Source organism: Pseudomonas sp. TWR2-1-1 (assembly GCF_049897045.1).
GTDB classification, from domain to species: Bacteria; Pseudomonadota; Gammaproteobacteria; order Pseudomonadales; family Pseudomonadaceae; genus Aquipseudomonas; species Aquipseudomonas versuta.
Genome location: NZ_JAFCVM010000001.1, coordinates 538701 through 551850, shown reverse-complemented (window position 1 = coordinate 551850; position 13150 = coordinate 538701). Strand labels below are relative to the sequence as shown.

Annotated in this window: 11 protein-coding genes; 7 read left to right on the top strand and 4 right to left on the bottom strand. The window is 57.6% G+C overall.

Annotated features, from left to right (window positions below):
- Positions 1-6 precede the first annotated feature (6 nt).
- The 3 genes from ACP7BO_RS02625 to ACP7BO_RS02615 are packed head-to-tail and all read left to right on the top strand — an operon-like array spanning position 7 to position 4282.
- The gene (locus tag ACP7BO_RS02625) at positions 7-1131 is read left to right on the top strand and encodes a GNAT family N-acetyltransferase (protein WP_397455854.1); all 1125 of its coding nucleotides are present in this window, start codon (positions 7-9) and stop codon (positions 1129-1131) included.
- Positions 1131-2894, top strand: coding sequence for an ATP-binding protein (locus ACP7BO_RS02620; RefSeq protein WP_426208483.1), 1764 nt, complete (start codon positions 1131-1133; stop codon positions 2892-2894). Before ACP7BO_RS02625 ends, ACP7BO_RS02620 begins: the two co-directional genes overlap by 1 nt.
- Positions 2891-4282, top strand: coding sequence for a sigma-54-dependent transcriptional regulator (locus ACP7BO_RS02615; protein ID WP_060690864.1), 1392 nt, complete (start codon positions 2891-2893; stop codon positions 4280-4282). Before ACP7BO_RS02620 ends, ACP7BO_RS02615 begins: the two co-directional genes overlap by 4 nt.
- A 218-nt stretch (positions 4283-4500) precedes the next feature.
- Here ACP7BO_RS02615 and metE read toward each other — a convergent pair whose 3' ends face one another.
- A complete protein-coding gene (gene metE / locus ACP7BO_RS02610) occupies positions 4501-6813 on the bottom strand; it encodes a 5-methyltetrahydropteroyltriglutamate--homocysteine S-methyltransferase (protein ID WP_426208480.1) in 2313 nt (770 codons plus the stop codon).
- 107 nt (positions 6814-6920) lie between these two features.
- Between metE and metR the strand changes: the two genes are divergently transcribed.
- Complete coding sequence (gene metR / locus ACP7BO_RS02605; RefSeq protein ID WP_060696843.1) at positions 6921-7838, top strand: transcriptional regulator MetR; 918 nt, start codon at positions 6921-6923, stop codon at positions 7836-7838.
- Positions 7839-7906: 68 nt separating this feature from the next.
- Here metR and ACP7BO_RS02600 read toward each other — a convergent pair whose 3' ends face one another.
- The 3 genes from ACP7BO_RS02600 to ACP7BO_RS02590 are packed head-to-tail and all read right to left on the bottom strand — an operon-like array spanning position 7907 to position 9544.
- On the bottom strand, positions 7907-8428 hold the full coding sequence (locus tag ACP7BO_RS02600; protein ID WP_060690862.1) for a GNAT family N-acetyltransferase: 522 nt from the start codon (positions 8426-8428) through the stop codon (positions 7907-7909).
- 12 nt (positions 8429-8440) lie between these two features.
- On the bottom strand, positions 8441-9079 hold the full coding sequence (locus ACP7BO_RS02595) for a LysE family translocator (protein WP_426208477.1): 639 nt from the start codon (positions 9077-9079) through the stop codon (positions 8441-8443).
- 24 nt (positions 9080-9103) lie between these two features.
- Positions 9104-9544 (bottom strand): NUDIX hydrolase, encoded by a 441-nt coding sequence (locus ACP7BO_RS02590; protein ID WP_426208475.1) that lies wholly within the window; start codon positions 9542-9544, stop codon positions 9104-9106.
- A gap of 293 nt (positions 9545-9837) precedes the next feature.
- On the opposite strand from ACP7BO_RS02590, the gene ACP7BO_RS02585 reads away from it, so the two are divergent.
- From ACP7BO_RS02585 to ACP7BO_RS02575, 3 genes are all read left to right on the top strand, one after another.
- Positions 9838-11457, top strand: a complete 1620-nt coding sequence (locus ACP7BO_RS02585; protein WP_426208473.1) for an FMN-binding glutamate synthase family protein — start codon at positions 9838-9840, stop codon at positions 11455-11457.
- 15 nt (positions 11458-11472) lie between these two features.
- Entirely contained in the window at positions 11473-11757 is a 285-nt protein-coding gene (locus tag ACP7BO_RS02580; protein WP_426208471.1) for a putative quinol monooxygenase, read from the top strand.
- Between the two features lie 164 nt (positions 11758-11921).
- Positions 11922-13031: an OpgC family protein gene (locus ACP7BO_RS02575; RefSeq protein WP_397455847.1), complete on the top strand. Its 1110-nt coding sequence runs from the start codon at positions 11922-11924 to the stop codon at positions 13029-13031.
- The last annotated feature ends 119 nt before the right edge of the window (positions 13032-13150 follow it).

The window sequence follows — 13150 nt, the reverse complement described above, 5'->3', positions numbered from 1 at the left end:
AGATCCATGATTACAGCCCAAGCCTTTTCATCAATCCAGGCCATTAAACGCGAGGCCTGGAATGACTGTTTCCCAGGTTCTCTGGAGGATTGGGACTACATCATGGCCGTCGAAAACGCTGGCATTGAGGGTTTCGAATGGCGCTACCTGGCGCTGTTCAAAGGTTCTGACCTGATTGCCGCCGCCACCGCATTCACCACCAGCTATCGCCTCGACACCACGGTTCAGGGTATTGGTAAACGATTCACCGAAAAACTGAACCGTGCAGTGCCGGGGCTGATGCAATTGCATCTATACGCCATCGGCTCGCCGGTGACCGAACAATGCACCGCTGGCACCGCCAGCCATATTCAACCTGCCCAGCGGCCGGCCCTGCTGGCACAACTGCTTAGTCTGGCCCAGCAAGATGCCAGCCGACTGGGTATCGGCCTGATAGCGGTCAAGGATGTCTCCAGCAACGACGATGACTGGTCGCAAAGCTGCAAGGCGGCGGGGTTTCAGTCCATGCCCAGCCTTCCCAGTGCCATGTTGCCGGTGCCTTTTGGCTCGGTTGACTGTTACCTCGGCTCCCTGGGTAAATCCACCCGCAAAGACTTGCGCCGCAAATTGCGCTCGCCCGGCCCCCGGGTGGAATGGCGCAGCGCCATTGACGATGTCTTGCCCGAAATCATGCGGTTGTATGAAGCGAGCCTGGCGCGCAGCGACCTGCAATTCGAACGCTTACCACCCGCTTATTTCACAGGTATCCTCCGGCAACTTGGGGACCGGGCACTCTGCGTGCTGTATTGGCTCGACGACCAACTGGTAGCATTCAATCTGGTATTGATTAACGAACATCGGCTGATCGACAAGTTTTTCGGTCACGACCTTGAACTGACGCGCGAGTACAGTTTGTATTTCAGAAGCTGGATGGTAAACGTCGACTACTGCATCCGTAACGGGATCGAGCTATACGAGTGCGGCCAGGCCGGATACGCCAGCAAAGTTCGACTGGGGTGCAGCTTCCAGAGCAATACACTGTTTTTCCGCCATCGCAACCGACTGATCAATAACGTGCTCAAACTGGTCAAACTGTTCATCCGCCCCGACCGTCATGACCCCGCCCTTGCGGCAGCAATAAGCGAGCATTAATGCCAATCACGCCTGAATCAACGCGCAATGCCCAACCGTTCAAGGTCTCGCGCTGGACGGTTCAGCGCAAACTGGTCCTGGCTTTTTGGCTGGTCAGCGTCATCCCCACCATGATCGCTGCCGAACTGGCCGCCACCACACTGTCGCATATTTTCGACAGCAACGTGCGGGTCTGGCTGCAGGAGTCGACCAAGATCGTCAAAGACGAAATTGGTGAAATCGTTCACGACAATGCCCGCGCCGCACAGTTGTTCCTGCGCTATACCCACCCGCCCTCTTCCCATGCCGCGCTGCGCCACGACAAGCTGACCGCTGATATTGCAGGCGCGATGGACATTGACGTCGTAGCGCTGATTCGCAGCAGTGATCACAAAGTAGTTTTCAGCACGGCCAGCGAAGACATCGTTGACCAGATCAGCCTTGCGCCCAACGCAGTGCTGCAAACCATCGACGTGGGCGGCGTGCCTACAGGTACTGTGGTTTCGACTTTCCCTACCACTCAGGATGGCGAGGCCTATCAACTGCTGGTTGCCACTTATATGGACAACAGTTTTCTGACCAGCGTCGCTGACGTGCACTCCCTGGACTTGCGCCTTTATCTGTCCAATCCCGATGGCTTTTCCGAGATTTTCTCCAGTCAGCACTTTGATGACCGCCAGCCCCAGGTGCCGCATGCGATCGAACAAATATTGCGTGAAACCAAGCAGCCCAGCGAGCAATTCACCAGCCGCTACAGCGGGCTGTACTGGCCAATCCTCAACAATACCGGTGAACTGCAAGGCGTGATCTACAGTGGTCTTCTACGCCATACCAGCCTTGTCGGCCTGGTCAATCAGAGCAACCTGTTTGCACTGATTTTCCTGGTCGGCTCAATGCTTTCGCTGAGCGTTGGCTGGCTGGTTTCCGCGCGCCTGACCCGGCCGTTGCGGGGGCTGTCTGAAGGTGTGCGAGCTGTGACCGCCGGGGATTACACACGACTGGTGACAGTGTCAGGGCGCGATGAACTGGCAGAGTTAAGCAGCACCTTCAACCACATGACCGTGCGCCTGGCGCAACTGCATCACCTTGAGGCCCAGTTACGGCGCCGTGATCGCCTGCATGCACTGGGCGAAGTCGCGATGGGCCTGGCCCATGAAATTCGCAATCCCTTGGGTATTATCAAAACCGCCACCCAGCTGCTGCACCGGCGGGCCAATCTGGACGAAACTGACAAGCGCCATCTGGAGTACGTGGTCAGCGAGGTATCACGAATCAACGAACTGATCACTGACTTCCTCGACTTTGCCAAACCCAGTGCACCGGTGCGTTCAGTCCAGCCGGCACGACCTCTGGTCGAAGATATTCTGGGCTTCTGCAAGCCCGAGCTGGACAGCCACAACATCAAAACCGATATAGACGACAAAGCCCCCGGGGCGACGATTTACGCGGACACCCGGCAACTGAAACAGGCCTGCCTGAACCTGATCATCAATGCCATCGACGCCATGCCCGACGGCGGGCACCTGACATTACGCATCGCCCGTGATGACAACGATGACACTGTGATCAGCATTATCGATACCGGCCAAGGTGTTGAACCTGACATGATCGAGCGAATTTTCACGCCCTTTGTCACCACCAAGGCCTCAGGCACAGGTTTGGGTTTGCCCAAGGTTTTCTCAATCATGGATAACCACGACGGTCGTGTTGAATGCATCAGCGAGAAAGACGCAGGAACCACCTTCAACTTGTATATTCCGGCCCATGGAGGGGATGAGTCATGAGTCACAACATCCTGGTGGTCGATGACGAGCCGAAACTGTGCGACCTGCTCAGTTCGGCGCTGAGCCAGAACGAAGTGCAGGTATTTACCGCAGGCAATGGCCTGCAAGCACTGGCCATTCTGGAGCAGGAAGACATCGACCTGATCATCAGCGACTGGCGCATGCCCGGTATGGACGGCCCGCAACTGCTGGCTGAGGTCAAACTGCGTTATCCGCAACTGCCCGTCATTGTGATGACTGCCTACAGCACGGTGAAAAACGCCGTACAGTCGATGCGCAATGGTGCTTACGACTACATAGCCAAGCCCTTCGATATCGATGAACTGGATGTCTCGGTCAGCAAAGCCCTGCAGTTTCGCGACATCCTGCGCGACAACGCGCGCATGCGCGCCGAACTCGACGAACACCGACATATCGAGAACCTGATAGGTGACAGCCCGAGTTTTCGTCGGGTGCTGCACGCCATCGACTCGGTACGTGACAGCAACGCTACTATCCTGCTGACCGGTGAAAGCGGTACCGGCAAAGAGATGGTTGCCCGGGCCATCCACAAACACGGTAGCCGGGCCGACAAACCCTTTGTCGCGGTCAACTGTGCGGCCATTCCCGAGGGGCTGCTGGAAAGCGAGATGTTCGGTCATCGCAAAGGCGCATTTACCGGCGCGGTCGCCGATCGTGTCGGGCGCTTCATGCAGGCAGACAAAGGCACGTTGTTTCTCGATGAAGTCGGCGATATGCCCCTGGCACTGCAAGCCAAGATTTTGCGTGCACTGCAAGAACGGGTGATTGAGCCCGTGGGTGATCCGCGAGAGCGCAAGGTCGATGTACGGGTAATTGCGGCCACCAATAAAAACCTGCTGGAAGCAGTGGCCAACAAAGAGTTTCGCGAGGATTTGTATTACCGGCTGAATGTATTTCCGATCCCGCTGCCCGCCCTGCGCGAGCGCGTTGAGGACATCGCCCCGCTGGCGCGACACTTCGCCCACAATCTGGGGGCAACTGCGGGCAAACGGATTACCGGCTTCAGCCCAAGTGCCTTGCAGGCCATGGCCGAATACAACTGGCCGGGCAACATTCGCGAACTGCAAAACTGTGTCGAACGCGCCACCATTGTGGCCACCAGCAACACGATCCAGGACAGTGACTTGCCGCCCTACCTGTTCAGCGCCCAACCGAGCCAGGCCAGCGCCCTGCTGAGCCCGGGGCCAGCCGTACCGCCCGATCTGGAAGCGGCGCTGGCAGAGGTGGAAAAAGCCTACATCCTTGCGGCCTTGCAACAAGCCCAGGGCGTACAGGCTGCTGCTGCACAGTTGATTGGTATTTCAGAGCGCAGCTTTTGGTATCGACTGAAAAAGCTCGATATCCACGTGGATAAAATTATCCGATAAAGCCAAACCCCTGTTTCAACATCCAATGCTCGCGAGCAAGCTCGCTCCTACAAAGTTGTGCCGAGGGTTCAGGCTACTTACGCACGCAACTGCCACGCCGCCGCCATGAAGATAAAATCATCCGGTAACCCAAAGCCCTGTAGGAGCGAGCTTGCTCGCGAGCTTTCAAGATCCAATGCTCGCGAGCAAGCTCGCTCCTACAAGGTTGTGCCGAGGGTTCAGGCTACCTGCGCACGCAACTGCCGCGCCGCCGCCACCATGTTAATCAAGGCCGCTTCGGTCTCGACCCAGGCACGGGTTTTGAGGCCGCAATCAGGGTTGACCCACAGTCGCTCAGCGGGAATACGTCGGGCCGCCTTGCTCAGCAACTTGACCATCTCGGCCGTGTCCGGAACCCGTGGCGAGTGGATGTCATACACACCCGGGCCGATATCGTTCGGGTAATCGAACGCTTCAAACGCATCCAGCAGTTCCATGTCCGAACGCGAGGTTTCGATGGTGATGACATCAGCGTCCATTTCGGCAATCGACTTGATCACGTCGTTGAACTCGCTGTAGCACATGTGGGTATGAATCTGCGTTTCATCCCCGACTCCCGAAGCACAAAGACGGAAAGCCTCGACGGCCCAGTCCAGATATTCCTGCCACTGCGCACGACGTAACGGCAAGCCTTCACGAAAGGCCGCTTCGTCAATCTGCACAATCTTGATCCCGGCTTTTTCCAGGTCCACTACTTCGTCACGAATCGCCAGCGCAAGTTGTTGCGCCTGTACCTTGCGCGATACGTCTTCGCGGGGGAATGACCACATCAGCATGGTCACCGGGCCTGTCAGCATGCCCTTCATCACCTTGTCGGTCAGCCCTTGAGCGTATTTGATCCACTCTACGGTCATGGCCCGGGGACGGCTCAGGTCGCCAAAAATGATCGCCGGTTTCACGCATCGGGAACCGTAGCTCTGAACCCAGCCGTATTGGGTGAACACGTAACCATCCAACTGCTCGGCGAAGTATTCGACCATGTCGTTACGCTCCGCCTCACCGTGGACCAGCACATCCAGGCCCAAACGCTCCTGGGTTTGTACGGCATTGCGAATCTCGCTGTGCATGGCGTCGGTGTATTCACTGACCGATAACTTGCCCTGCTTGTAGGACTGACGCGCCAGACGAATCGATGCGGTCTGCGGAAACGAACCAATGGTGGTGGTCGGGAACGCCGGCAGATTCAGGCGGGCGCGCTGCACTTCAATACGGGTAGCAAACGGCGACTGACGCTGGCTGTCAGCTGCAGTAATCGCGTCGATACGCGCTTGCACGGCGGGCTTGTGAATCCGCGGCGAGTTGGCGCGGCTGGCCTGCACGGCGCGGCTTTGGGCCAGTGCCTGTTGTACTTTGGCATCCTGGGGAATATTCAGCGCATCACGCAGCACGGCAATCTCGCCGCACTTTTGCTTGGCAAACGCCAGCCAGCTTTTAAGTTCGGCATCCAGTTGGGTTTCGCGGTCCAGATCAACCGGGCTATGCAGCAGCGAGCAAGAGCCGGCTACCCAAAGGTTGTCACCAAAACGCTCTTCGGCTGCCTGCAACTGGGCCAGTGCGTTTTCCAGATCGCAGCGCCATACGTTTCGACCGTTCACCAGCCCCAACGACAACACTTTATAAGTTGGCAGACGATCCAGAATGGCATGCAACTGATCAGGGGCACGCACCAGGTCCACGTGCAAACCTTCCACGGGCAGGCTGACAGCCAGACCCAGGTTGTCTTCCAGGCCGCTGAAATAGGTGGCGACCAACTTCTTCAGCGGTGAGTACTGAAGAATGTGGTAAGCGCGCTCAAAGGCGTTTTTCCATTCCTGAGGCAGGTCCAGCGACAGAATCGGTTCGTCAATCTGTACCCATTCCACGCCTTGCTCGGCCAGACGGGAAAGAATCCCGGCGTACACCGGCAACAGGTTTTCCAGCAGCTCGAGTTTGTTGAACTCCTGACCTTTGGCTTTACCCAGCCACAGATAAGTCAGCGGGCCAATGATCACCGGCTTGACCTTGTGGCCGAGCGCCAGCGCCTCGGCGGTTTCTTCGAACAACTGGTTCCAGCTCAGTTCAAAGCGCTGATCCTGGCTGAACTCGGGCACCAGGTAGTGGTAGTTGGTATCAAACCACTTGGTCAGTTCTTGCGCATACTGACCTTTACTGTGCTCCCCCCCGCAGCAGCTCTGGCTCGCACCCCGGGCCATGCCGAACAGGGTGTCCAGGGTTGGATGGCCTTCAGCGTCGAGGGTGCTGGCGAAACGTTCGGGAATGACACCGAAAGTCAGCGAGTGGGTCAGCACCTGGTCATACCAGGCAAAGTCACCAACCGGCAGCAAGTCAATGCCGGCGTCTTTTTGCAGTTGCCAGTGGGTGGCGCGTAATTCACGACCCACGGCTTGCAGGGCGGCCTGGTCAATATCGCCTTTCCAGTACGCTTCGAGTGCTTTTTTCAGTTCACGATCCGCACCGATACGCGGGAAACCAAGATTGTGTGCCAGGGCCATAACGACATTCCTTCGTGTAAGTAATGGCACAATTATCGACACGCACCACAACATGAGACAAACTCAACGTTTTCGTGTTGATCATCAAATTTACTCATGGAGCCACCGTGCTGGAAATTCGTCACCTCAAAACCCTGCACGCTTTACGCGAGTCCGACAGCCTGGTCGAAGCGGCTGAACGTCTGCACCTGACACAATCTGCTTTATCCCACCAGTTCAAAGAGCTGGAAGAGCGCATGGGCATGCCGCTGTTCGTACGCAAAACCAAGCCGGTTCGTTTCACCAGCGGCGGTTTGCGTCTGTTGCAACTGGCCGACGCCATGCTGCCGCTGCTACGGGGCGCCGAGCGCGATATCGCCCGCTTGGTCGGAGGTACGGCCGGACGTTTGCACATGGCCATTGAGTGCCACAGTTGCTTCCAGTGGCTGATGCCCACTATCGATCAGTTCCGCGACGCCTGGCCCGAGGTTGAACTGGACCTGGCTTCGGGCTTTGCATTCGCGCCCTTGCCTGCACTGGCCCGTGGCGATCTGGACCTGGTGGTTACTTCTGACCCGCAAGAGATTGCAGGGCTGACGTACGTACCGCTGTTTACCTACGAAGCCATGCTGGCAGTTGCCAATCAGCATGCTCTGGCGAGCAAGCCATTTATCGTGCCTGAGGACTTGAGCAGCGAAATTCTCATCACCTACCCGGTGGAGCGCGACCGCCTCGACATCTTCACCCGCTTCCTGGAACCGGCTGACGTTGAACCGGCGCAAGTACGCACCTCCGAGCTGACGGTCATGATGATGCAGCTCGTGGCCAGTGGCCGCGGTGTGTGCGGGATGCCGCACTGGGCCTTGCATGAATACAGCTCACGCGGCTATGTAAAAGCCAAGCGTCTGGGTGAGAAAGGGTTGTTTGCCACGCTATATGCGGCGGTACGTGCCGACATGCTCGATGCACCTTATATGCGCGACTTTTTGCTGACGGCCAAAGACACATCGTTCTCGACCCTGGACGGGGTAAGTGCCGTTCGCTAAACCTGTAAAACCTGTAGGAGCGAGCTTGCTCACGAGCTCTTGATAACGGCTCGCGAGCAAGCTCGCGCCTACAGGTCCGGGGTGTTGGCCGGTTGTACCAGCCGGCGCATATGCACCCGGTCGTAATACTCCTCCCCTACCCGGATCGCACAGTCTTCAAGCCCCGACTGTTCAAACCCGCAGCGGCGATACAGCGCCAGCGCCCCGAGGCTGTTGGCACTCACAGTCAGTTCCAGCACTTTGATTTCAGGCTCCTCTTCGGCCAGTGACAGCACCGCCTGCACCAGGTGCTCGCCCAGCCCTTGTCCGCGAAAGGCCGGAGTAACGTACAAGCCAAACAACGTGGCTTTGTGCCGGGCGTCTTCCCATGGCTCAAAAGCCAGACCGACTATCCCGGCCAGCCGGGCATCGACAAAGGCGCCGAACAGCGTACTCAGCTCATCATCCAGCTGCCCTTGCCACCAACTCAGCGGCAACTTTTCACGGTTTGACAGGCTGGAAACAAAAGCCTGCGGGTGCAGCGCGTAGGCTTCCAGCATCAACTGGCGATAAGCGCTGGCGTGTGAGGGGTCAAGCAGTTCTATAGCCATTGAGGGTCCAGGTCATAGGGTTTTACGTTGTTCCAGCATCAATTTAACCGCCAGCCCGGCCAATACAAAGCCCATCACGTAACGCTGTACGGCCAGCCACAACGGGTTACGCACAAACCAGAAGGCGATGCCTGAAGCAAACAGCGCAATCAACAGGTTCACGGTGAAACTGACGCTGATCTGGGTCAGGCCCAACAGTACGCTCTGGGAAAACATCGAGCCATGCTCAGGGCTGATGAATTGCGGAAACACCGACAGGTAAAACACCGCTACCTTGGGGTTCAGCACGCTGGTCATAAACCCCATCAGCACCAGTTTGGGGGATGAATCCGGCGTCAGTTCCTGCGCTTCAAAAGGCGAACGGGCGCCCGGTTTTAGCGCCTGCCAGGCCATCCACAGCAGGTACAGGGCACCCGCCCATTTCAATAGTTCATAGGCCATCGGCACGGCCAGAAATACCGCCGTCAGCCCGGCAGCTGCGGCAAACATGTGCACAAAAAAACCTGCGACCACACCGAGCAGTGACGTAACCCCGGCTTTTCGCCCCTGACAGATCGAACGCGAAATCAGGTAAATCATGTTTGGCCCCGGTGTCAAAACCATCAGCAAACATGCCGCAGCGAAAATCAGCAGATCTTGAGCAGGAATCATGGTCAGTCCTTGTCAGCCAGGGGCTCAGGCAGAAGTCAGCACGCTGTCGCGATAAAAAGGCAGGATCAGATCACGGGTCAAGGGCGCCAATTCCAGACCGCCGTCACCGCACGGATCAATCCACTGCACTTCTTCAATCTCGGCAGCCGGGCTGACTGATTGCTGGATGTGCAACAGAAACAACTCGGCCTGCACTTCAAAACCCGGCTCATTGACCGCAGGTGCCGAAAAATGCCCCAGATAAGTGGCGCTGGCCGGATCAATGTTCAACGCTAGCTCCTCTTCCAGCTCTCGGGCCAGGGCATTGACCGGCTGCTCATGGGCTTCGATCTTGCCACCTGGCTGCATGAAAGCCCGGGTGCCACGCTTGCGCACCAGCAAGGTTCGGCCATCAGGGCCTATCAGTACGGCAGCGGCAATCCGGATGATTTTGGGGTTTGCGCAGAAATGTTCAGAAGACGTCACAAGAGTTGGCCAGCAGAGTAGACAGGGCCAGAAGGATCACATGGCTTCACGCCAATGCACAGACACAGATGACAGGCATAATCGAGCCATCTGTATGGACTTTCGCCGGGTATAAGACACTAAATGCCGTGCAATGGGTAAGATGCCTGATCAGCAAACCTCCAGTTCAGAGAGAGACCTGACGACACCCAAGACAGCGAGCCGACTGCAGCCGCTATATCGCCGGGGGTTTACCGCCCCGTTTCTTCTGTTCGACGCCCGCCTGAACAGACAAGCCTGAAACAGGAAACCGTATGAGCCTGTCACTGTTAAGCCGCTATGCGTTTTTTGCCTTCTGCGTAATCTTCACTCTCGCCAGCCTGCCGTTTATGCACTACGAGTGGTTATGGCCCTTCACCACTGTGACCCTGATCTTGAGTGTGCTGGGCATTTTCGACCTGCTGCAAAGCCCCCATGCGGTGCGCCGCAACTACCCGATCCTGGGCAATATCCGCTATCTGGTGGAGGCCATCCGCCCGGAGATCCGCCAATACCTGCTGGAGTCCGACAGCGATGCGCTGCCCTTCTCACGCGCCCAACGCTCCCTGGTCTATTCACGCGCCAAGAATGAAAGCGCCGACAAACCTTTCGGCACCCTGATTGACGTGTACCAGCCCGGCTTCGAGTTTATCGGCCACTCCATGCGTCCGGCCCCGCTCACTGACCCCGCCAGCTTCCGCATCATTGTCGGTGGCCCGCAATGCACCCAGCCGTACTCGGCCTCCATCTTCAATATTTCGGCGATGAGTTTTGGCTCATTGAGTGCCAATGCGATTCGCGCCCTGAACCAGGGCGCCAAGCTCGGTAACTTTGCCCACGATACCGGCGAAGGCAGCATCAGTTCCTATCACCGTGAAAACGGCGGCGACCTGACCTGGGAACTGGGTAGCGGCTATTTCGGCTGCCGGACCTCTGACGGTCGTTTCGACCCCGAGCGCTTTGCCGAGCAAGCACGCACACCGCAAGTTCGAATGATCGAAATCAAGATGAGCCAGGGTGCCAAACCGGGCCATGGCGGTATTTTGCCCAAGCACAAGGTCACCCCGGAAATTGCAGAAACACGCGGTGTCCCCATGGGCGAAGACTGCGTCTCGCCGTCGCGCCACAGTGCATTTTCAACGCCACTGGAACTGATGCAATTCATCGCCCAACTGCGCGAGTTGTCCGGCGGCAAGCCTGTCGGTTTCAAGTTTTGCCTGGGCCACCCGTGGGAGTTCATGGGGATTGCCAAGGCCATGCTCGAAACGGGGATCCTCCCCGACTTTATCGTGATCGATGGCAAGGAAGGCGGCACCGGCGCAGCCCCCGTGGAGTTCACCGACCACATCGGCGCACCGATGCGCGAAGGCTTGCTGTTCGTCCACAACACCCTGGTGGGCTTGAATCTGCGAGACAAAATCAAGCTGGGGGCCAGCGGCAAGATTGTCAGCGCATTCGATATTGCCAGCGTGCTGGCCATTGGCGCCGACTGGGCCAACTCGGCCCGGGGCTTCATGTTTGCCGTCGGCTGCATTCAGTCCCAGTCCTGCCACACCAACAAGTGCCCGACCGGTGTCGCCACCCAGGACCCTTTGCGCCAGCGGGCACTGGTGGTTCCCGACAAGGCCCAGCGGGTGTTGCAGTTCCACACCAACACACTCAAGGCACTTGCCGAAATGCTTGCGGCAGCAGGCCTGGAACATCCGGCGCAACTCTCGGCCAAACACCTGGTTCGGCGCGTGACGGCCACCGAAATCAAACTCTTCTCGCAACTGCACGTATTCCTCAAACCCGGCGAGTTGCTGACCGGCGAAATCAATGGCGAGTTCTACTCGCGCATGTGGCAAATGGCCCGGGCCGACAGCTTTGAGCCCAATGAAATTACCGTGGCCTGACAAGGACTGATCAACATGTTGAAAGTGATTGCCGAAGACTTCATCAAACCCGAACACCTTGAAACGGTGCGCCCGTGGTACGCCGAACTGGTGGAAAAAACCCGCCTGGAGCCAGACTGCATCGCTTACGACCTGTATGTGGATCATCAGGACCCGGGGCATTTCATTTTTGTCGAGCAATGGCCCGATCAGGCCGCTCTGGATGCTCACTGTCAAAGTGAGCATTTCAGGCGGTTGGTACCGCAGATCAACGCCTGTCAGGCGCGGGAATGTACGTTTATGTTTATGAGTGCTTTTTGACGACACACCTTGCCGCCAGGAACCTGCAGCCCTTGTGACATTCTGCAATATCCAACCTTTGCAATTAGCCTCCAATACCCGCACCCTGCGCGCCGCCGATGTACGGCGCGCATCATCTGTTACGCGCGCCGGTCTTAATTAAACCTTTCGTTTGAGTACTCACCGTGACGATTAACGGACGCGACCACCGCATCGATTTCTTTCGCGGGCTGGCGCTGATCTTTATCTTCTGGGATCACATCCCGCATAACCCGCTGGCTGAACTGACCGTGCGTAATTTCGGCTTCAGTGATGCCGCGGAAATCTTTGTATTCCTGGCCGGTTATGCCGCGGTACTGGCCTACGGAAAAATCGCACAGCGTGATGGTCTGCTGATCGCCGGGGTAAAAATCCTGCGCCGCGCCTGGGTACTGTATGTAGTGCACATCTTCTTGCTCGCAGTGCTGATGGGGATCGTGTTCTTTGCCAACAGTCATGTAGAGACCCGGGATCTGGTGCAAGAGATGGGCTTGCAGTACTTCTTGAGCAACCCGCAACAGGCGCTGACCGATGAGCTGCTCCTGCGCTTCAAACCCAACCTGATGGACCCGCTGCCACTGTATATCGTGCTGTTGCTCGGTTTGCCGCTGGTGCTGCCGTTGTTGCTGCGCAAAGCCCACTACGTCGTTGCCCTGTCTTTCGCGCTGTACCTGATGGCACCGGTGTGGAACTTCGCCGCTCAAGAAGGCGGGGTGTGGTTCTTCAACCCGATGGCCTGGCAGTTCCTGTTTGTTCTGGGGGGCGCCGCTGCACTTCACGGCCAGCAAACCAAAGCGCCTGAAACCCGGCCGCTGTGGCATCAACCGCTGTTTATATCGGCTGTGGTGTACCTGTTGCTCACAGGTCTGCTGGCGTTGTCATGGAAGTGGCCTCAGTTGCACGACGCCGTCATGCCGCTATGGCTGGGGGAATACCTGTACCCGATCAGCAAAACCAATCTCTCGCCGGTGCGCTTGCTGCACTTTCTGGCGTTAGCGTATGTGGTTGCCAAATGTGTGCCGCACAGTGGCTGGCTGAACAACTGGTTCGCCCGTCAAACTTGCCGCATGGGACGGTATTCTCTTGAAGTGTTTTGTCTGGGTGTGATTCTGGCGCCATTGGCCGACATGCTGAATGCACTGGGTGGTGACCGGGTCGTCATGCAGGTTTTCAGCGCACTGATGGGCGCAGGAATCATGGCCGTGCTGGCCGCATGGCTGGACTGGAACAAGCGCCTGGCCCAACCGGCCAGGTAAGCAGCACTGCGGGAGCTGGCAGAAACCTCGGTTTAACTGCTTGAGCGAGGTGCTGCCATCGCGAGGCAAGCTCGCTCCTACAGAGCTGTGGGAGCTGGGTTGCCAGCGATACAGACGCT

Bases quoted from the DNA above. Each gene is read 5' to 3' on its own strand.
- ACP7BO_RS02625 (WP_397455854.1), top strand. From the start codon at position 7: ATGATTACAGCCCAAGCCTTTTCATCAATCCAGGCCATTAAACGCGAG.
- ACP7BO_RS02620 (WP_426208483.1), top strand. From the start codon at position 1,131: ATGCCAATCACGCCTGAATCAACGCGCAATGCCCAACCGTTCAAGGTC.
- ACP7BO_RS02615 (WP_060690864.1), top strand. From the start codon at position 2,891: ATGAGTCACAACATCCTGGTGGTCGATGACGAGCCGAAACTGTGCGAC.
- metE (WP_426208480.1), bottom strand. From the start codon at position 6,813: ATGGCCCTGGCACACAATCTTGGTTTCCCGCGTATCGGTGCGGATCGT.
- ACP7BO_RS02600 (WP_060690862.1), bottom strand. From the start codon at position 8,428: ATGGCTATAGAACTGCTTGACCCCTCACACGCCAGCGCTTATCGCCAG.
- ACP7BO_RS02595 (WP_426208477.1), bottom strand. From the start codon at position 9,079: ATGATTCCTGCTCAAGATCTGCTGATTTTCGCTGCGGCATGTTTGCTG.
- ACP7BO_RS02585 (WP_426208473.1), top strand. From the start codon at position 9,838: ATGAGCCTGTCACTGTTAAGCCGCTATGCGTTTTTTGCCTTCTGCGTA.
- ACP7BO_RS02580 (WP_426208471.1), top strand. From the start codon at position 11,473: ATGTTGAAAGTGATTGCCGAAGACTTCATCAAACCCGAACACCTTGAA.